The organism is Pseudoalteromonas sp. Cn5-37 (genome assembly GCF_021532495.1).
Taxonomy (GTDB): domain Bacteria; phylum Pseudomonadota; class Gammaproteobacteria; order Enterobacterales; family Alteromonadaceae; genus Pseudoalteromonas; species Pseudoalteromonas simplex.
The window spans coordinates 1-21465 of record NZ_JAKGBA010000008.1 but is presented as its reverse complement, the minus strand read 5'-3'; the positions used below and the strand labels follow the sequence as shown (position 1 = coordinate 21465).

12 protein-coding genes and 1 pseudogene are annotated in these 21465 nt (G+C 40.3%); 8 read left to right on the top strand and 5 right to left on the bottom strand.

Translation table 11 applies throughout. From position 1 onward, the window contains the following. Positions 1 to 19: 19 nt before the first annotated feature. Together L1266_RS11570 and L1266_RS11565 are read left to right on the top strand one after the other, a co-directional pair. Entirely contained in the window at positions 20 to 427 is a 408-nt protein-coding gene (locus tag L1266_RS11570; RefSeq protein WP_283235111.1) for a response regulator, read from the top strand. A gap of 8 nt (positions 428 to 435) precedes the next feature. Next, positions 436 to 732, top strand: a complete 297-nt coding sequence (locus L1266_RS11565) for a PilZ domain-containing protein (protein ID WP_235377569.1) — start codon at positions 436 to 438, stop codon at positions 730 to 732. Here L1266_RS11565 and L1266_RS11560 read toward each other — a convergent pair. Then, positions 729 to 1919 carry a class I SAM-dependent methyltransferase gene (locus tag L1266_RS11560; protein ID WP_138618615.1) on the bottom strand — a complete coding sequence of 397 codons (1191 nt, stop codon included), beginning with the start codon at positions 1917 to 1919 and terminating at the stop codon, positions 729 to 731. The two genes, L1266_RS11565 and L1266_RS11560, sit on opposite strands and share 4 nt — an antisense overlap. A gap of 135 nt (positions 1920 to 2054) precedes the next feature. On the opposite strand from L1266_RS11560, the gene L1266_RS11555 reads away from it, so the two are divergent. The 3 genes from L1266_RS11555 to L1266_RS11545 all read left to right on the top strand — a co-directional run bounded on the left by L1266_RS11555 (position 2055) and on the right by L1266_RS11545 (position 5393). Beyond that, complete coding sequence (locus L1266_RS11555; RefSeq protein WP_209328629.1) at positions 2055 to 2702, top strand: HD domain-containing protein; 648 nt, start codon at positions 2055 to 2057, stop codon at positions 2700 to 2702. 1 nt (position 2703) lies between these two features. Continuing rightward, positions 2704 to 3096 carry a VOC family protein gene (locus tag L1266_RS11550; RefSeq protein ID WP_138618611.1) on the top strand — a complete coding sequence of 131 codons (393 nt, stop codon included), beginning with the start codon at positions 2704 to 2706 and terminating at the stop codon, positions 3094 to 3096. Between the two features lie 302 nt (positions 3097 to 3398). Beyond that, a complete protein-coding gene (locus tag L1266_RS11545; RefSeq protein WP_235377568.1) occupies positions 3399 to 5393 on the top strand; it encodes a DUF3472 domain-containing protein in 1995 nt (664 codons plus the stop codon). Between the two features lie 49 nt (positions 5394 to 5442). Here L1266_RS11545 and L1266_RS11540 read toward each other — a convergent pair whose 3' ends face one another. Continuing rightward, positions 5443 to 8541, bottom strand: a complete 3099-nt coding sequence (locus L1266_RS11540) for a glycoside hydrolase family 2 TIM barrel-domain containing protein (protein WP_235377567.1) — start codon at positions 8539 to 8541, stop codon at positions 5443 to 5445. A 461-nt stretch (positions 8542 to 9002) separates the two neighbouring features. Between L1266_RS11540 and L1266_RS11535 the strand changes: the two genes are divergently transcribed. From L1266_RS11535 to L1266_RS11525, 3 genes are all read left to right on the top strand, one after another. Continuing rightward, entirely contained in the window at positions 9003 to 11849 is a 2847-nt protein-coding gene (locus tag L1266_RS11535; RefSeq protein ID WP_138602118.1) for a TonB-dependent receptor, read from the top strand. Between the two features lie 72 nt (positions 11850 to 11921). Beyond that, a complete protein-coding gene (locus L1266_RS11530; RefSeq protein WP_235377566.1) occupies positions 11922 to 14798 on the top strand; it encodes a discoidin domain-containing protein in 2877 nt (958 codons plus the stop codon). Between the two features lie 57 nt (positions 14799 to 14855). Continuing rightward, complete coding sequence (locus L1266_RS11525) at positions 14856 to 16169, top strand: DUF3472 domain-containing protein (RefSeq protein WP_235377565.1); 1314 nt, start codon at positions 14856 to 14858, stop codon at positions 16167 to 16169. A gap of 32 nt (positions 16170 to 16201) precedes the next feature. Here L1266_RS11525 and L1266_RS11520 read toward each other — a convergent pair whose 3' ends face one another. From L1266_RS11520 to L1266_RS11510, 3 genes and pseudogenes are all read right to left on the bottom strand, one after another. Further along, a complete protein-coding gene (locus tag L1266_RS11520) occupies positions 16202 to 17191 on the bottom strand; it encodes a response regulator (protein ID WP_054553654.1) in 990 nt (329 codons plus the stop codon). Then, positions 17188 to 20514, bottom strand: a complete 3327-nt coding sequence (locus L1266_RS11515) for an MHYT domain-containing protein (protein WP_235377613.1) — start codon at positions 20512 to 20514, stop codon at positions 17188 to 17190. Before L1266_RS11515 ends, L1266_RS11520 begins: the two co-directional genes overlap by 4 nt. A gap of 161 nt (positions 20515 to 20675) precedes the next feature. Continuing rightward, positions 20676 to 21359: pseudogene (locus tag L1266_RS11510) on the bottom strand (potassium channel family protein); the annotation flags it as partial. Positions 21360 to 21465 lie beyond the last annotated feature (106 nt).

Genomic DNA, 21465 nt, shown 5'->3' with positions numbered 1-21465 from the left:
AAAAGGAGGTTATGTGGGCATTGAAAAGGAAAGACCAATCTCAGTTCCTGAACGGGCGGTAAATCGACCGCGACCAACTATTTTGGTCGTCGATGATGAATATTTTAATTTTGAAATGCTCAAAGCAAGCCTTGGAAATGAGTTTTCGTTAAGTTATGCAAACTCAGGCGCATCGTGTTTAACGTCTGCCATTGCAGAGTTGCCAGATGCCATACTATTAGATGTGTGTATGCCAGGCTTAGATGGCTATGATACGTGCCGATTACTAAAAAACACCCCAGAAACAGCGCAAATTCCTGTTGTCATGGTGTCTGGTCTTGAAACCGAGCTTGAACAAAAAGCGGGGTTTGATGCTGGATGTGACGCCTATGTAGTGAAGCCTTTTTCTGTTAAAACATTAATAGAGAAAATAAAAACACTGGTATAGGAGGCCATATGTTTCATGAGGAGAAACGCGATTTTCGCCGCATGCAAATTCATACCCCTGCAAAACTGATCCCATTAGATGCAGTTAATGGCGACGAAATTCAGGTTACGTGTACTGACTTAAGTGCAACAGGGTTGGCAATACACCTTGATGAAGTTTTAGAAATTGGTAGTCTTTATCGGGTGCTAATTGCTTCGACTAGCACGGCGATTACTTCATTTGATGCAACAGCCCGTGTAATTCGGGCAACCAAGGAGCAAGATGGCTCCTTGAGTGCCGGGTTAGAAATTGTAAGTTTTAATTAGTAAACCTTACAGATCAGGCCTTTCAGATAAAAGCCTTCTGGGTAGCTGCCAGCAATCGGGTGGTCGGCAGCTTGATTTAGTCGTTCCATGATCAACAAGTCTTTACCTGCATCAAGGGCTGCATCCGCAACCACTTTTTGAAATAAATTTTGTTCCATTAATCCAGAGCACGAGAAGGTAAGTAAAGTGCCACCTGGTTTTAAGATTTGCATCGCAATCATATTAATATCTTTATAACCACGGCAGGCACCGGTTAACTGCGCTTTGTTGTCAGCAAATTTTGGTGGATCCATAACAATAGTATCAAATTGCACACCTTCATCACGGTATTGGCGCAACAACTTAAAAACATCTTGTTTTACGAAATCAACTTTCGATAAATCAAGGTTGTTATGCTCAACGTTACGCTTTGCTGTATCGAGCGCTGGCTGTGATACATCAACGTTAGTCACGTGCTTACAACCACCACGCAAAGCATATAGCGAGAATGTACCTGTGTAGCTAAAGCAGTTTAATACCGTTTTGTCTTTAACAAAGCGCTCAAGGGCTGCACGGCTATCACGTTGGTCTAAGTAAAAGCCAGTTTTGTGGCCTTCAAGAATGTCTACTTCGAGTTTTAAGCCATTTTCTTCAATGATGACTGGCTCAATTGGTTCCTTGCCCCAAAGTATTCCCTTGATTGGCTCAAGGCCTTCTTTAGTGCGTACATCAACGTCTGAACGTTCATAAATATCGCAGCCCGGAAAAATAGTCATCAGTGCAGCAACAATTTCACCTTTATGGCGCTCTGCACCTGCACTAAGTAGTTGGCACACCAATACATTATCAAATTTATCGATAGTGATGCCTGGCAAGTAGTCAGACTCAGCAGCGCTTAAACGAAAACCCGTTAAACCGCCTTCGCTGATCACCTGTTCACGCGCAGCATAGGCACGGCGTAAACGTTTTTCAAAAAATGCTTGGTCAATTACTTCGTTTTGATCGAAGCTCCATACGCGAGCGCGAATTTGCGATTGCGGGCTGTAAGCTGCAATGGCTAAAAACTTGCCGTCATTGTCATAGATAGTGACAGTATCACCTAGTCCTGGCTTACCTTTTACTTTTTTAATGGCTTTTGAGAACACCCATGGGTGTTTTCTTTTTAATGATTTTTCTCGTCCAGCTTGCAGGTAAATAGCAGATGACATAGGGATTCTCGCGTCAAACAAAAGGGGGCATAGTTTAATGAAGCACTGGCAAACATACAATGAATGTTTTGAACAAATCTAGCAACCACGCTAAAGTAAGCATAATTTCAATCAGTAAATGGTGATAGCCAGTATATGCAGCCAAAAATAGACTTTGCAGCGTTAGAAACTCAATGTCGAGACTTTATTTTGTCTTTACTCCATGCCGATGTCGCACACGATATTAGTCATATCGAACGAGTAGTGAGGGTTGCAAAACAATTGTGTATTGCCGAGCAGGCAGAAATGGCCGTGGTGTTACCCGCAGCTTGGTTACATGATTGTGTTGCGGTTGCAAAGAACCACCCAGATCGGGCAAAAGCATCGACCATGGCCGCAGACAAAGCGCTAAGTTTTTTAGCCTCAATTAATTATCCTGAGCAGTATTTTAGTGCTATTCATCATGCTATTGCCGCACATAGCTTTAGTGCCAATATCAAAGTACAAAGTGTCGAAGCGCAAATTGTGCAAGATGCAGACCGAATGGATGCATTAGGTGCAATCGGGGTGAGCCGCTGCATGAAAGTAGGGGGCTCAATTGGTCGCTATCTGTATCATAAAGACGATCCATTTTGCTTAAACCGCGAACCTGACGATACAAAATACACCCTCGATCATTTTTTCATTAAGCTGTTACACATTAGCGAGAGTATGAACACGCCATCGGCAAAAGATGAAGCTAAACGACGCACAGCTTACATGCTCGAATTTTTAGAGCAGTTAAAAACAGAAATAGGTGAGTAACATGGCTATTCCAGCTTTGTGTGGTGTTGATCATTGCCACTTAAATGTTGATGACTTAGCGGCTGCTGTAAAATGGTATCAACAAGTACTTGGTTTTAATGTGATACCGGAACTTGCATTTTGGGATGAGGGAAAAGGCCCTTTAACCTTAGAAGATCAAGCAAAAACAATTCGTTTGGCACTGTTTGAAGCTGACGGTAGAAGCAAAGGTATTGCTTTTGGCGCAAATGCAACACAGTTTTTAGCATGGCTTGAGCATCTAGCTCAGCTTGATATTAAAACTGTTGTTGCCGATCATGGTGTTACTTACTCAATGTACTTTAAAGATTGTGCTGGTAACAGCCATGAAATAACCTCTCATGATTATGAAGCTATAAAATCAGCTCTTACCTAAAGGTATTAATAAATGCACTTTTCATAGTGTATTTTAGCCTTCATGCCACTTCGCCTTATAAAAATCAAGCAATACATTTTTCACTATCCTTCATACGGCGTTTTCACTCATTTTTACGTTGTTATTAACTTTCAATTGGTTTCATTTTGATTTGTTTTTTTTCATTTTATGTTTTTTATTTGCGATTCTTTCGTTTTTGAACCTTAATTACTCGGTGGTTTATATTTTTTGGTTCTTTATTGCTACTAAAGGGTAAGTCCACAGAATTTAGAAATTAAGTTTTATCACTTACAGGAGCTAGCATGAGAAAAATGACAATAAAATTGGCAGTAGTCGGTATGTTGAGTAGTTGGAGTGCCCAAGCTAATACGGTTGAAGACAGGGCCGCGTCGATTTGGTTTAACTTTAATGATGTAGGTCGCGGTAACACGATCATGCAGGATGTGTATGTGCCTAGCAATGGACTTACTAAGTACACCTACTATTCAGTGCTTAACTGGAATGCGGGCATGGAAGGTGGGGGCTATGCTGGCATACAAGATCACCCTGATGGGCGCAATTACATATTTTCCATATGGGATCCGCGCAGCTCTTCAAAGCCAATTGTAGCCCGCTATCTTGGTCATGGTACGGAATCTGAAAATTTTGGCGGTGAGGGTACAGGGCTAAAAACATGGAACTTTGATTTAGGGTGGCAAGCTAACCAATGGTATACCTTAGTGGCAAAGGCATGGCCGGTAGGTTCACATACTCATTTCGGCTATTGGGTGCATGATCAGGCTGCTGGAGAATGGTCGCACTTGGTGACCATGGATTACCCTGTAGCTGATGTACGTTTTGAAACGACAACAGGGTCATTTGTTGAAGATTGGTGGTATAGCGGCGAAAACGCGAGAACTGTGAGGCTCAAAAATGGCCATAAAAAGCTCGAAAATGGTAGCTGGATTGGCTTTGATTCTGCAAATTTTAGTGTTGTCCAACACCAACCAAAACGTAATTACGACAATAACTATGATGCAAGCGCAAACCCAAGTTATTTTACTATGACAACTGGCGGGACAACCTCACCTACGTTAAGTATTAGCAATCAAACCTGTACGGATGCATATGGTAACTTGACAGCGTTTTGCGGGAGAAATTCACTTTTTCCGTTAACAAGAAACAATGTAGCGGATACCCCCAATCAACCTAATATTGAGTTCACCATCACTGATGCCACTACGCGAAGCGTAAGTTGGCAAGTGCCGCAAACGAGCACCCCTCAATTTAGCTATTCTGTGATGATAAACAACGTACTCGTTGCATCAGCAAGCCAACCAGAAAAGCGCCAAGTAGATATTTTTGCGAGTGAAAATGACAACGTTATCATTACCCTCGAAGATATTTTCGGTCGAACAGTTTCGCACTCAGCGACTGTCACGATTGATAATACGTCAGCACAACACTACCTGATCGACAGCGCCACATTGACGGTAAGTTCTAACTCGCAATCAGAGCCTTATCATGAATTGGCAAACGCATTTGATGGAGACAAAACCACGCTGTGGCACACCAGTTGGTCAACTCCACAAGTGCCTAGTTACCCTCACGATGTCATCATTGATCTTGGTAAACACTATGAGTTATCAAAGCTTCATTATACGCCACGCGCTGTGGGCGAAAATGGATCAATTGCAGACTATGAAGTGTATGTAAGTCATGATGGTGTAACCTATGATGAATTAGTTGCTGCGGGTACTTGGGATGCCAGCAAACAAGGCAAAGTGGTTGCACTTAATAATACGCAAACGCGCTTTATAAAATTGGTTGGCTTGTCAGAAGTAAACGAGAATGTATGGGCTAGTGCGGCAGAGATTGAGCTATATCACACTGGAAAACTTGATAGTTCGAGCTTTGTTGTGAGTAGCGACTCGCAGGCAGAGCTTGGCGAAGAAATTATCTACGCCTTTGATAATAATCCAGCCACCATTTGGCACACGAATTGGTCTGGCAGCACAGTGCCTGAGTACCCTCACTCGGTTGATATAGACTTAGGTAACCCGCAAAGCTTTTCAAAAATTACCTATCTACCAAGAACCATTGGCGTAAACGGCACTATTGCAGACTATGAGGTGTATGTGAGTGACGATGGTATCAACTTTGGCTCACCCATCGCTGTTGGTACATGGGCTGCGAATACGCAAATCAAGCAAACACAGTTTGCACCTGTTACTGCACGGTATATTCGTTTAGTCGCACAAAGTGAAATTAATGGTCGCATTTGGGCAAGTGCAGCAGAGATTGCTGTTTATAAGTAATTGATACCATATAAGAGATAAGGGCTCAAAAGAGCCCTTATCCAACATTTTAATTTATGTTAACTCCTTGCAGAGTAAAGCTATATTCATACTCTGAGGCTGTCAGCGTGTATTCTGGCAGTGCTGTTGTATGCCAACTATTAACGCCGCCAACACCCATTTGCCCATAATCAATATTCAGTGAAACGAGTGGACGAGGCTGAAGTTCACCGGAATGTGTTTGGCTTCGTCGCATGCCGGGGTCTAGATCACTGATCCTGTAGTGTAAAGCACTCATACCAAAATGAGGTGCACCAGTAATTTTTAATCCTACACCTTGTTGATTGGTCAAGTGAAGCCAGCGTACTTGCGTTTTATAGCCACTTTCTTGCGGTCTGATGTAAGGGTGATATTGCTGTGACACTTTAGAGTGATATAAACCAACATGTGCTGCGGTATGTCGATCACGATAATTTTCCTGTGGTCCCCGGCCAAAGTAGGTAATATTGTTAAGCTCGGCAAATAATTCCAAGTTCATACCGACGCGAGGGATCATAGGCATATCTTGCATAGATGAACTGAACTTGTAATCGACCTTTACTTTGCCATCAGCTGTGATGATATAAATAATATTTAATTTTCCAGAAACATCTGGCACATCAAACTCAGTGGTAACAACAACTTGGTTTTCAGCTTCTACTAAAGTGAATTTTGTACGCTGTTGACGGTCTGAGGCGTATTTCCAAACCCTTAACTTATCTTGCCAATTTCCGCCGAAGTCATTATCAGTAGGAGCGCGCCAAAAGTTGGCTCTGGCAGGTGTTTTAATTAATTCAACCTCGTTAAAGCGATAGCCTGTTAACTCTGCTCGCGCGTGATTAAATCTTACTACAAAGTTATTACCAATAATCTCGCTATCGGTAACGGTTCGATAAACATTAAGTTTTCTTAAATCAGTTTGTTGTTCTTTCGCACGTGCTGTTTGTACTAAAAATTGCTCTTTTGCGATTTCAAAACTTTTTCCTATTAGTGGCTCATCAAGCCGCGTCACTACACTTACATTCAAAAATACTTCATCATTGATTTCTTTTGGAATTGAATAGTTAAGCGTGAAGTTAGCGGATTGCTGTGGTGGTATTTCAAGTTTATTGATTCGGCCTTCTTTAAACACCTTACCATTGCTCATCAATTGCCAATTTAAACGGTAATGGTTGAGGTTTTTGAAAAAGTTTTCATTAAATACAGTTAACTCTTTGTCATTGAAAGAAAACAAAACAGATTGATGAACTTTTTTAATTTCATATAGAGCAGGTTCCGGTGTGCGATCAGGTAAAACAATACCATTTAAAAGAAAATTACCATCTGAAGGAGTGCCTGGAACACCAAAATCCCCACCGTAAGCATAGATAGTTTTGCCTTCAGAGGTGGTGGTTTGTATACCTTGATCAACCCAGTCCCAGATAAAGCCACCTTGTAACTTGTCGTACTTACGTATTTGATGCCAAAAGTCAGCAAAGTTACCCACACTATTGCCCATAGCATGCGCATACTCACTCATGATCATACTGCGCTCAGGGTTTGACTCGGCGTATTCTTTTAGATATTGCGGAGTAGGGTATTGGGGGACATAGAGATCGGTATTCCATTCAAAAACAGCGCGTTCGTACTGGATAGGACGAGATGGGTCACGAGATCTTACCCAGTCATAACCATGATAAAAATTGTAGCCATTACCAGCTTCATTGCCAAGCGACCAAATGATTACTGAAGGATGGTTTTTTGAACGTTCGACCATGGCCGAAATTCGTGCAAGATGGGCTTTTTTCCAGTCGGGGTTATTTCCTAATGTGTGGCCCTTTGCCAAATTATAATACATGCCATGTGATTCAATATTGGCTTCATCAACCACATAAATGCCGTATTTATCGCATAATTCGTACCAGTAAGGATCGTTAGGATAGTGAGCGAGTCTCACGGCATTAATATTGAATTGCTTGAATAGTTTTATATCCAATTCCATGCTTTCTCGGGAAACGGCATGCCCTGTAATAGGGTCATGCTCATGCCGGTTGACCCCTTTGATCAAAATAGCTTGGCCGTTAATAAGCAGTTGGCCATTTTTAATTTCTGAGGTTCTAAAGCCAATCTTTTTCTTAACGTATTGACTTAACAGCTTCTTATTATCAAAAAGTGATATGCTTAATTCGTAAAGAGTGGGCGATTCAGCAGACCAGGCTTTTATATTTTTAAATTGTTTGTTGAATTGAACTGTTTGGCTGAGCTCTTTTTTGGCTAAAGTTTGCTGGGTTTCGAAAATGATTTCATGGTTAGGATTTTTGAGCTGAATTTGCAGTGTCTGCTCTTTATTTGATGGGCTTAAATCAACAGCAAGGTTTAGATTTCCATCTTTGTAGTTATTAACTAAGCCGGCATTTACAAACACATCTTCAATATAATCTTTAGGTGTATAGTACAGGTATACATCACGCTGAATGCCGGAGATCCGCCAAAAATCTTGAGCCTCTAAATAACTACCATCGCTCCAGCGAAACACCTGAACTGCCAGTGTATTTGACCCTGACTTTACATAATCAGAAATATCAAATTCTGCAGCGGTTTTACTTCCTTGGCTATAGCCTATCTTATGTCCATTTACCCAAAGGTAGAACGCTGATTTAACGGCGCCAAAATGTAGAATTACTCGCTTATCAGTCCACAGTTCATCTAAATTAAATGTTCTACGGTAATGGCCAATTGGGTTGTCGTGTTGTTGAATAAAAGGCGGGTTTTTCGCAAAAGCGTAGGGGTGGTTAACGTATATAGCACGATCATAACCTTGCAACTCCCAATTTCCTGGCACTTTGATTGTTGACCAATCACTATCATTAAAAGTAGGGCTCTCAAAGTCTTTCAATCTTGATGCGGGGTTCTTAGATAAATGAAAACGCCAGATACCATTTAAATTCAAATAGTTTTGCGCTTGATCTGGCGCTTGTAAATTTGCAACGGTGTAGGGAAAAAAGCTTGCCCTAGCGGGTAATTTATTTATTCCGACAACTTTTGGATTTTCCCAATCATTGCTAAGTGCTGCAAAGGCAAAGTTAGACCAAAGACAGACGATTAACATTCGTTTGATTAAACTAACACGGTTATTTATTAAGTTAATCATAAATTGATTCACCTTAATTTGTTTCATAATATTTCAAATTAGATTATCAGCCTTTCAAAATATTTCAAATTCACTTTGTTGTTTTATTTGTAAAAATTAAAAAGAATCATGTTGAAGTTGAAAGTCCAACTCTTGTCAGTCAAAAATGGCTGCTTCAGCTGATAATAGATTCAATTTTGTTACTTTATGCTTATCCTGCTTCTAGTGAGGTACCTTACTTACGTAGTTCCTTTTTCGAAGACTTTCGATTTAAGTCCAAATATTTTCCCTTTAGTTCCATATTGATTGATTGTTGATTTTTAACTGGTTTTTTATCTAGCGATAAAAATGCGACCATTAAATTAAAAGAAAATGAAAGTTTTATTGTGTTTTCTATTGATTTTTTTCTTTCGAAAGGTGTAAATTAATTGTTATACATCTACAGATGTTCTTTCATGGAATAACTAATTCGGAGAAGTGCAATGGTAAATTACAATAAGAAGTACCTAAGCTTGCTCATAGGTTCGATACTTTCGACCTCCTCAGCAGTCGCATTAGCGGCAAATGAGCAAGACCCACAACTAAAAGAGACTGACGATGATGCTGTTGAGGTAATTGAAGTTCGCGGTATTCGTAACAGTTTGAAAGAATCTTTATTTATTAAGCAAAACTCAATACAGGTTGTTGATGCAATTGTTGCTGAAGATATCGGTAAGTTCCCTGACCAAAACGTAGCCGAAGCATTACAACGCATTTCGGGTATTACGATTACGCGTAATGCCGGAGAAGGGCAAAATGTCACAGTGCGTGGTTTAGGTGGGGACTATAACATTACAACCATAAATGGCCGACGTATGGCTTCAGAGCATAGCAGCCGTGACTTTAATTACGACTTGATTGCAGCTGAGCTGTTAGGTGGCGTTGAAGTATATAAGTCTCCCGTTGCACACACTCAAGAAGGGGGAATTGGATCTGTTATCAATATCAAAACACGTAGACCGATGGATTTTGATGGCTTCACGGCATCAGGTTCTATAAAAGGTATTTACGAAGATCGAACCGAAGATGTAACACCTCAAGCTTCATTTCTATTAAGCGACACGTTTTTCGACGACACATTTGGTGCCCTTTTCACTGCAGTTTATTCTGAGCGAACTTTAAGGATCGACAGTTATGAAGGTGAAGGCTTTTGGAATGAAACAACGGAGTCAGATATTACGGTTCGCCAAGATGTGAATGGTGATGGGGCATTTGATCCGTTAGTTGATAACGAGTGGGGCTCAATCATACCGGGCTATATGCGTTATGGTAACCAAGAAGATACTCGTGAGCGTATTGGCGGAAGTTTAGCATTACAATGGATCCCGAACTCTGACTTTGAAATGAATTTTGATAGCATTTATTCATCATATAAAACGGATGCAACAGAGTCGCAAATTTCGTTTGTTACATATGATGAAAGTTGGACCGAAGGCATACCTGGCGTTAAAGATGTTGGTTTTAATGATGAGGGTTTAGTTAATAAAATGACTTTATTTGGTACTGGAGCGATGGCTGAAATACTTAATGTATCGTCGCCTCGAGTTACCGAAACGTATCAAGTTGGCGTGAATGCAAAATGGTTTGTTGCTGATAACTTTAGTGTTGCATTCGATGTTGCGCACTCGAGTTCAGAAAATAAAAATGATGGTCACAATAGATACATTGTAGCACGTGGTTTTGTTGATGAAATTATGCTAGATAAATCAGGTAATAACCTTTTACCTGATGTATCAATTTCTCCTAATTTAACTGCGAACTCTCCTTTTGGCGCCCACTACAGTTATAACAGTGGAACAGGTGTTAAAGATGTCGTAAATGAACTTCGTATTGACGCACAGTGGATGCCAAATGTTGATTGGATCAAATCAATCGATTTTGGTTTAAATATTGGCGATCAAACGAAGACCACAAATGTTAATTCGTCAGAAAATGCCAGTGCATTTAGTAATGCTGGAGCGCAACTTGATTCTGAACGTTATGATCACTTCAGCGTAGATTACTCATCAGTTGAAAATATTAACGGCTTTGACCTATTTAGACTCCCTGAAAGTGTGTTAATTGATGGTGACTTTGAGAACTTCTTTAAAGGTGAACCCGGTCAGCACCCTAATCCGTGGCCTCGTTTTGACTACGATGAGTTATTCGCATTTTATGAATCTATTAGTCCGGAAGCTGCTAATCAGTTAATTAAAGCGCTTCCGCGCCCTAAAGACTCATATGAAGTAAATGAGCAAACCAATGCAATTTACGCATCCGTGAATATAGAAGACAAAGTTTTTGGCTTTCCTTATGCTTTAAATTTAGGTGTTCGGGCTATTGAAACAACTGTAGGTAGCCAAGGTTATTCACTTAATTTAGACAAAGTTGTATTTGTTCCTGATAAACAAGGTAATCCAAGCTACGAAGGTAAAGTTGAAGATTATCAAGATATTGTGGAATTTGAGGATACGTATACGGATGTATTACCAAGTTTAAATCTAAAACTAAATTTAACAGATACTTTATTACTTAGAACAACAGCTTCAAAAGCAATTACTCGCCCAAGTATCCAATCACTCAAGGCTTGGAGTTACATCAACTTCAATAAAATGGAATATCACGCCTCAAATCCTGGACTCGAACCGCTTCGTGCTAATCAAGCAGATTTAGCTCTTGAGTGGTATTTTTCTGAGAATGGTGCACTCACTGCTGTTTATTTTTATAAAGATATCGAGTCATTTGTCATAAATGGTGAAAATGGATCAATAGATATCAATGGAGAAACCTTCAAAGTACAGTCATCTATCAATGGTGACGGTGGAGGTACCATTGAAGGTTATGAGATTGCCTATCAGCATGCCTTTACGGAATTACTTCCAGCGCCATTTAATAATTTAGGGGTACAACTTAACTACACCTATGTTGACTCAGGGTATGATCAGGTTCCTCAAGATCATCCTGAATACGACTTTAGAAGCCTTGGCCTTCCTTATCAAGGAATGTCCGAGCATTCTTATAACGCAGTCGTGTACTACGAGACGGATGACTTTCAATTACGCTTTGCCTATAACTGGCGCGATGAATATGTTGCAAATGCAGATGCATGGGGCGGCCCGCAGTGGGTTGCAGACTATGGCCAGTTAGACTTCAGTGCTAGTTACGATATTACTGAATCAATCAATTTAAATGTTTCAGGTAATAACTTAACCAATGAACGTGGCTGGCATTATATCTCTCGCTCTGATCAGGTTCATAAACTTGATAGTGCTGGGCGCCTATTTACCTTTGGGGTAAATGTCAGGTTTTAATAGCAGTAGATAAATTCACGGCAATAGTTGTATTGCCTAATTTAAAAAGAATAAATATAAGTGAGTAAATTTATGAGCTTAACAAATAAATTATCTGTGCTCAGTATTGCGGTAATAACAGCAACACTGTTCGGTTGCGGGACTGAAGAGCCTGAAGGCTCAGTAGGATCTACAGGAAAGCAAGTTGTTGCAACCCCAGGATCGATTGATCGAGCCCCTTCAGTATGGTTGCGCTTTAATGATAATGCGGCTGGGGACATCATCATGCAAGATGTGTATATTCCAGCAAAAGGTTTAACACCTTATACATACTATTCGGTTCTAAATTGGAACGCAGGTATGGAAGGGGGCGGTTATGCTGGCATACAAGATCATCCCGATGGCCGTAATTTTATATTTTCTTTGTGGGACCCTTCAAATGGTGAACTTATCACTGCACCATATCAAGGTGCAGGTACTAAAGTAGAAAACTTTGGTGGCGAAGGTACAGGGTTAAAATCATGGAATTTTGAACTTGGATGGCAGCCTGATCATTGGTATACGCTGGTGGCTAAAGTTTGGCAAAAAGATGGCCATACGCAATTTGGCTATTGGTCAATGGATAAAGAAACGGGTATTTGGACACATATAGTCACCATGGATTACCCAGTTGAAAATGTCTACTTTAATAGCAATACAGGCTCGTTTGTAGAGGATTGGCTGGGGACGGGCGATCAAACCCGCACTGCATTATTTACCGCTGGTCATAAACGTCAGTTGGATGGTTCTTGGGCAGGGTTTACTAAAGCAGATTTTAATGTCATTCAAGAGGAAGCAACTGCAGCATACAATGAAAGCTATGATGCGACATCAACAAGTGAATACTATCGTATGAGCTCTGGCGGCAGTATTTCTCCTGATGAAATTGAAGCAGCAGATGTTTTATCTCGTCCTTATTCTTCTTTCTCACCGCAAAATAGCCCTTTGGCAGCAACGATTGACTCTATTGATACTCAAAGTATTCGTTGGTCAATTCAGGCAACATCTACGCCTATGTACAAATACACGGTTATCGTCAATGGTGAGGTAGTTAGTAGCGGGCAAGATTTATCAGCGCGTGAAGCAAGTTTCAGCGCGATTGCGACAGATGCTGTCGTTGAGTTACAACTTGAAAACATTCTTGGCAAAGTTACTAGTTATACAGGCACTGTAGCGGCTGGACTTACCAATAATGATGATACAGTACTTTTTGATACTGAATCAGAGCCTTTAATTAGTGGTGAAGCTATGACAATTGACGCAATGAGTAAAGGAGAAACGCGTCTGTATGAGGTCATGGCTATAGATTCTGCAAATAAACTAACCGTAGAACTAAGTGGTAATGCTGGTGATGCAGATATTTATGTCACTGCAAAAGAAGCTGCTAACCCTGATAATGCAGAATGTATCGGCTATGGTGGCTCGAGCAATGAAACTTGCATCGTTGCTGTAAATGTACGTAAAGAGACGCCTTATACAATCCTTGTTGTTGCACGCTCTGATGTTGAGGGTTTGAGTTTAACTGCTACACATGATGGCGAAGAAAATGGCATGCTAAATAGTGCTAATTTTGTAGTCACGGGCAACACACCTGCACAACCGGGTAATGACTTAAAATATGCCTTTGATGGCGATGATTCAACCATGTGGCACACCTCTTGGGGTGATGATATGCAAGAGTATCCTCATGAAGTTGTTATCGATTTAGGCGAAACAGTTGATGTAAATCGCTTTGAATACACGCCACGCCAAGACGGTGGACGCAATGGTACGATTGTTAGCTTTGAAATTTATGTTTCAGAGTCGTCAGTTGATTATGGTGAAAAGGTTCATTCAGGTACCTGGGCTGATAACACTAACTTGAAGCTAGAAGTTTTTGGCCCTGTGACTGGCCGATTTGTTAAATTTATCGCTTTAGAAGAGCGTGGTGGTGGTGCATGGGCTTCAGCTGCTGAACTGCGAGTAGGCATTGATGATGGCAACGTATATGAACCTATTGATGGCTCAGGCACAGGTGATGAAGATGAACCTGTTGAAGAGCCTGCTACTGAAGCGGTCGAAGTAAATAGTACGCTTTTAGATAATACGACATTTAGCTACTCATCAACATCTCCTGCACAACCAGGCAATGAGTTGGCGCTTGCTTTTGATGGCCAAAATGACACGCATTGGCATACCAATTGGGATGATACATCTGTTGTTTATCCACATGAGGTGGTCATTGACTTAGGTGAGAATTATGCTGTAAACCGCTTTGATTATGCGCCACGAGATGGTGGTGGTAATGGCACAGTGGTGCAGTATGAGTTATATGTAAGCGAAGATGAGCAGGCTTTTGCTGACGAACCTGTATCAAGTGGCAGCTTTGCTGACAATGGCGATATTAAAACGGTGACGTTTAATGATGTAACAGGGCGTTTTGTTAAGTTTGTTGCACTCGCAGAACGCGGTGGTAACCCTTGGGCGGCAGCAAGAGAATTAAATGTGGGAGTTAATTTAACTCAAGCAATTGATATGAGCACAGTTTCTGCAACATCAAGTTCTGCTGCTGAGGCTGGAAATGAACTTGAGCTTGCATTCGATGGTGATATTGACACGCACTGGCATACATCATGGAGTGACAGTTCAGTTACTTACCCACACGACGTTGTTATTGATTTAGGGCAGTTTTATGAGGTTGCTCAATTTGACTACACGCCTCGCCCAGGTGGCGGTAATGGTACTGTAGTTAAATATGAAGTGTACGTAAGTGAAACAGCAACTGAATTTGGTGAGCCTGTTGCACAAGGTGAATGGGCTTCAAATGGTGATGTGAAATCAGCCATTCTTCCAGCGACAAATGGGCGTTACGTTAAATTTGTTGCTCTTGAGGAGCAAGGTGGTGGTGCTTGGGCATCTGCGGCAGAGTTCTCTGTTCGTATAAATCCATAAACTGTTTTAAGGAGCACTATTCGTTATTACGGATAGTGCTTTTTTGTGGGAAAGAAAATGAACAATCACAGAATAAAAACGGCTGTTTTATCGCTTTTTTTGACCTCCTTGGTCGCATGTGGAAATCAGCAGTTACAGTTTGAAGATAAAAAGATAGAAACAACGATCAGTATTCCAGTGGCAGGAAACAGTTGGATTGATAATAATGTTGAGCTGTCAGATAAGCTGATAGACAAGAGTGGTGTGACCCATTGGTTTGCGGAACAAGGCAGTTTAAGCACTTATTTTTACACATCTAAAACAGGTGAGTTAGCCGTTTCTTTGCAAACCTTTGTGAAAGACAAACCTGCAACAATTGAAGTTTCGATAGCTGGGCAAAGCAAAATTGTAACAGTAAAAAATAATCAACCAATGAGCGTACCTGTTGGTACATTTAACCTTGATGAATTAGGTTATCAAAAGTTAACCATCACGGGATTAGAGCAAGCAGAAACGCTTTTACCAGCCATAAGTGAGATTAAAATCGGCGGCGAAGTGGCTTTAGGTAAAGTTAGTTATGTCAAAGATGACTTTTACTGGGGACGTCGAGGCCCTTCGGTTCACCTGCAATACTCGTTGCCTTCTCAAACGATGAATTACCCGTGGTTTTATAGTGAAATAGAAGTGCCAAAAGGAGCCGATGTAATAGGCTCGTATTACATGGCGAATGGTTTTGATGGGGGCTATTTTGGTATACAAGTAAACTCTGATAGTGAGCGCAGAGTGTTATTCTCTATTTGGAGTCCATTTTCAACAGATGATCCTTCATTAATTCCACCTGAGTACCGAATACAGACCTTAAAGCATGGTAAAAATGTGCATGTAGGTAAATTTGGCAATGAAGGCTCTGGCGGACAAAGCTATATGCGATACGATTGGAAAGCTGACACGCGATATGGTTTTCTAACTCACATTAGGCCAGTTGAAGGAACTGAAAGTACTGATTTCACAGCATACTTTTATGATCCTATGGTTGAAAAATGGCAGTTAATTGCAAGTTTCAGGCGCCCAAAGACGAGTATATATCATCAAGGCACCTATTCATTTTTAGAGAACTTCATACCTGGGGCAGGGCAATTTGAACGTCGTGCAATTTATACAAACCAATGGGCTAAACCTGAGCGAGGGGAATGGCAAGAAGTGACCCAAGCTAAATTTACTTACGATGCCACAGCCAAAAAAAATGCGCGTTTTGACTATCAAGGCGGTACGACAGAGAAAGGGTTTTACCTAAAAAATACAGGCTTTTTTTCCGCTCCCACTCCTTATGGCAGCGAGTTTGAAAGAAGCCCTACAGACATTCCTAAAATAGATCTTAAGTCTTTACCTTAGTAATAAAAGAGCCTCCAGATAGGAGGCTCTATTTATCGAGTGAATGTATTTTTTATTTCTATAATTGCATCCAGCTGACCTATAAATAAGTCGACTAACTGTGGATCAAAGTGCTTACCAGATTCAGATTTGAGAAGTTCGACAGCTTGGTCAACAGACCATGCTTTTTTATATGGCCTTGTTGAGGTTAGTGCGTCGAACACGTCGGCAATACTCACTATCCGGCCTTCAATACTAATCTCTTCACCTTTTAGTCCATAAGGGTAGCCGCTTCCATCCCATTTTTCATGGTGCTCAAGTGCCAGCTTGTGTGCTAGCTGTAATAAAGGCGAACTAGAGTTTTCTAAAATCTTCGCCCCTATTGTTGCATGTTGCTTCATATGCTCGAATTCATTTTCATCCAAGCGCCCAGGCTTCAGAAGCACGGCGTCAGGAATACCGATTTTACCAACATCATGCATCGGTGCTGCTTGTCTTAGTTGCTCAGCTTGAAATTCAGTCATTCCGTAGGCAAGTGCAAGTACTTTACTGTAACGGCTCATACGCGCAATGTGTTCACCAGTATCTGTGTCTTTGTATTCTGCTGCACGTCCTAAACGGTTTATCAAATCAATATGAGCGAGCTGTAATTGCTGTGCTTGCACTAATGATAAATGAGTTTTAACTCGTGCTCGGACAATTGCAGGGCTGATGGGTTTTGTAATGTAGTCTACCGCACCTAGCGCAAAGCCTTCAGATTCGTCTTGTTCATGTGATAAAGCCGTCACAAAAATAATCGGAATATGAGCGGTTTCTGGTGTAGATTTCAGTATTTCACAGACTTCAAAGCCATTCATATCTGGCATCATCACATCTAATAGAATTAATCTTGGCGGCTCATTCTTAATAAGTTGCAATGCAAGTTCACCTGATTTCGCAAATGATAAGCGGTAGTCATTGCCTAATACTTCACGCATTACTTTAAGGTTAGCGGGTTCATCATCTACGATAAGAATTCTTTCGCGCTCAATAAGTTCGCTCATGATTTCTCCTCACTTGCAGTTATTTCACGTTGCAATTTTTCAATCGCTTCCTGTGCAGCATTAAAATCAAAATTGTCAAAATGTTCACAAATTTCATTTATTTGCGATTTAAAAGCAGGCTGGGTGTTCGACGCCACTTGAGCCAAAAAGTCATCGTCAATTTCGGCATGTTTTGCGTGCTCTAGCAGTGTGTCTAAGGCTTTATTTAGCTCACTCGTAGGCATCATAGTAACGGATGTTTGTTCCTCTTGAGTTTTTGTTTCGGCTATTTTTGAGCGTAAAAAATGCCATTCATCTTCACATGCATGGATGAGTGAAATAAAACGAGTCCCTCTTAGTTCATTCTCTGCTTGAGAAAGTAAATGTAGCAGTTTTCCTAGCGCTAAATTCCCGGCAACGCCTTTTAAAGTGTGCAAAATTGTTTTCACCTCAGAACTATCAGTATTAAGCTCTTTTAAACGAATCATATTGGCATAATGATCAGATAAAAACGCTGCTATTTCTGAGTTTAGTTTTTCGCTACTTCCCCACATTTTCAGGCCTTTTGCATAGTTGATATGCTGCTTAGATTTATCTGGCTGTTGTTGAGATATTGTATTAACTTCTAACCCTAAAACCTTTGCTATTTCATGGTTAACTTGCTGAATATCAACGGGCTTATTAGCGAAGCCATTCATACCGGCTTGTTTTGCGGTTAATTTGTCTTGCTGTAAAACACTGGCAGTTAGGGCAATGATAGGGGTTTTTTTAAGTTGTTGTTGCTGCTCTTTTTCTCGAATCACTTTACACGCTGTAATCCCGTCGCACTCTGGCATGTGTATATCCATTAAAATTACATCAAAGCTATTTTTTTCGAAGGCGCTGATAGCCTCTAAGCCATTCTTCGCTTTTGTAACAACATGACCAGCTTGAGAAAGTAAAATATTCAGTAACTCGAGGTTTTGTTCTATATCGTCAACAACTAGAACTCTCAGAGGCGGCAGGTTTAAGATATTATTACTTAATTTATCAACTTTATTAATATCACCTTCTTTTAGAGGTAAAGAGAAAAAGAAACAACTTCCTTTGTTTTCTGTGCTCACAGCACTAATGCTGCCACCCATTAACTCTACCAGTTGCTTACTAATCGTTGTTCCTAACCCTGTGCCACCAAAACGGCGAGTCATAGTTCCATCAGCTTGCTCAAATGGCTGGAAAATTGCTTTTAGTCTATGTTTTGCGATACCAATGCCTGTATCTTGCACTTCAAAAAACAACTGGTTGTTTTGCGTTTTACTGATACTAATTGTCACAGAGCCTGTTTCAGTAAATTTAATCGCATTACCAATTAGGTTGTTTAATACTTGGCGAATACGCGAATCATCTCCAATGTATATTGGCGCAACATTTTCGGCTATTTTTAAATCGAGAAGTAAGTTTTTTCGTTTCGCTTCAAGCCAAAAGGTTGAAACGATATTATCTAGTAGAGCCTGCAAATTAAAGTGTTCAAGCGTGATATCTAATTTACCTTTTTCTAGCTTTGCGGAGTCGAGTACATCATTTAATAAATGCAATAATGACCTGGCCGAACTATTCACAGTAATTATATGCTTTTGTTGTTCTTTGCTAAGCGGGCTATCCATCAAAATATCACTAAAGCCAATTATAGCGTTCATTGGTGTGCGGATTTCATGACTCATATTCGCCATAAATGCTTGTTTGGCTTGTGCAGCGGCTTCAGCTTCTTGCTTGGCTGTCTTTAACGACTCCTCATATTCATGACGTGAGGTTATGTCGACTAGCACGCCATCTATCCATTTGTCGTTGGTATCTGGATTATGGTTAACTGTGCCTTGATCTAGTACCCAAACTGTTTGGCCATTACGGTGTTTAATTCTATATTCAACAGCGTATTGGTTAGAATTTGAGATGGCGTCGTCTAGGGCATCTGCTATGTGCTGCTCATCCTTGGAATTTATGATATCTGCAAATGCTACTTCGTTTGATGTGAACTCCTGTGCTGTGTAACCGGTTAATTCAAAGACTCGTGGGCTAATAAACAGCATCGTCCAGTTTTTATCAAGTAAACAACGAAATACAGCACCAGGTGTATTATTCATCAAGGTACGATATTGTAGTTCTTTTTCTTCTAGACTCTGTTGCAGGGCGCGTTGCTGAGTTAAATCAGTAATAAACCCTACAAATAGAGTCTCTTCACCTGGTTGTTTCACTTCTCCAAGGCCAAGACGAATAGGAAATAAATGGCCATCTTTATGTTTTGCGCAAACATCTCTGTTGATGCCAATTACTTTTTTAAGCTCATGATTGCCACTATTTAATAAGTAATCATCATGATGTGCAGCAATTTCGTCGTTCATTAGAATTTTAACGTTTTGTCCGAGAACTTCCTGTTGCTGCCAGCCAAAAATAGCTTCTGCAGATTTATTAAAGCTTAAAATTTTTCCTTTAATGTTAATAGTCACAATGCCATCAATAGCTGTACTTAAAATAGCATCTAAACGAGATTCTTCGGCAGATTTCTCCACCAACAGCATACGATAGCGAACCATTCCATTGATAATGCCTACGAGTGCAGTTAATAAAACGGTGGCAAACGCGACGCAAATAGCAATAAGTTCAATATGTGATGTATCAACGTTATCGGATAAGAGGGGCGAAGTCGCAACAAAGCGAGTCGCAGCCATTCCCATGTAATGCATACCGGCAACGGCAAAACCGAGAATAATGCTGCAAATTATTCTACTTTGAAAGTTAGATAAACGCTTAAAATGGTCACTCAAATGAAAGCGAGTGTATAAGCCTATGAATGACAGGCCAACAGCGACAACAATAGATGCAGCGAACCACCAAGGGTCATAACGTAACAATGGACTCATTTGCATCGCACCCATGCCTGTATAATGCATGGTGCCAATACCTGCACCTAATAATACAGAACTGACTAGAAGCTTTAACGTTTTTGGGATCTGGGTATTACCCTTGCGCCGAAGAAAAGAAAATGCTGTTAAACACGCGAAAAATGCCGGTACAAACGAAAAGAATGTTAAAGTCGGATCGTAGTTAATTGTTGTGCATAGTGAAAATGCCAGCATGCCAATGAAGTGCATACTCCAAATACCACCAGATAAAACCAGTGCGCCAGTACCATTGGCGAGTTGACGGTAAGAATTAAAGTTAGTTTTATTTGCAAGATCAATAAGGTGTAAAGAAAAATAAGCGGCAAAGACGGCCGTGGTAATCGACAAAAGGACTAGAGTCGGGTCGTAGGTACCGTTTATTAATAAATCTGAACTTTGATCAGTAAGAAAAAATTCTGCTAGCATAGAATAAGTTAAAGGCTGCATGTGCTTTCAGTCTAATACAATTTAAAATTTATTAAGAGTAAAAGATGTGAAATTAATGAATTTAATTATTTTATATTAGCTATAAATGCTTAGTTTTAAATTCATATTTTTTATCCATCACTTTTTATCACTAGATACTGTTAACGCGTCATGCGTTTGACGAATACGACAACGAATAAAGCGAGTGAAAAGCTCCCACAAAATGCTTCAACTGCTGCAATAAATCGAGAGAAACCAATAGGTGTTATGTCACCGTAACCTAGAGTCGTAAAGGTAACAACACTAAAATAAATGCTATTTAGAAATGCAAATAAATTGTCTTCAATAGAGTTAGAAAAATCTAATCTTATTAGCGTATCTTGATAATTCACCCCAAATAAAAAATAACAGAGTGCACAACAAATAATAAGCGACAAACTAAAACGAATGACATTCTCAGGCTTTTCGCCATAGCCGCATAACATATCGATAAAGCTTGAAGTTATTTGTTTACTTGAACCTTTAGGGTATTGTGCATGACGCATGCGCAATTCTTTATAAGTAAAGTTACCAGCAAGCTCAAATAGTCCTTGATTTTCAGAAGCTTTTCTTAAATTACGGTATATTTCTTCAGATTGTTCGAATAAGTCTCGTGCTTCTGAGTTGTGCTTATTCTTGCGGGCTTTAATGGCCGCCGTTTCTTGCAGTAATTGGTCGCCTAGCTCGATATTATCAATTCTGCTGTCGTTGAGTTTGATACCTAACAAGTTGGTATTTCTTAAGTCACAGTAATGCAAACTAGCACTGTGAAGGTTAGCTTTCATTAGGCGTTGTTTCCTAAAAGTTTGAACTATCTTGCCAGCCTGTGATCAGATCATCTATATCCTACTAGCCCGTGCAACAACAATGAGCAAAATCACAAACTGGTCTCACTATAATCAAGCCCTCGTT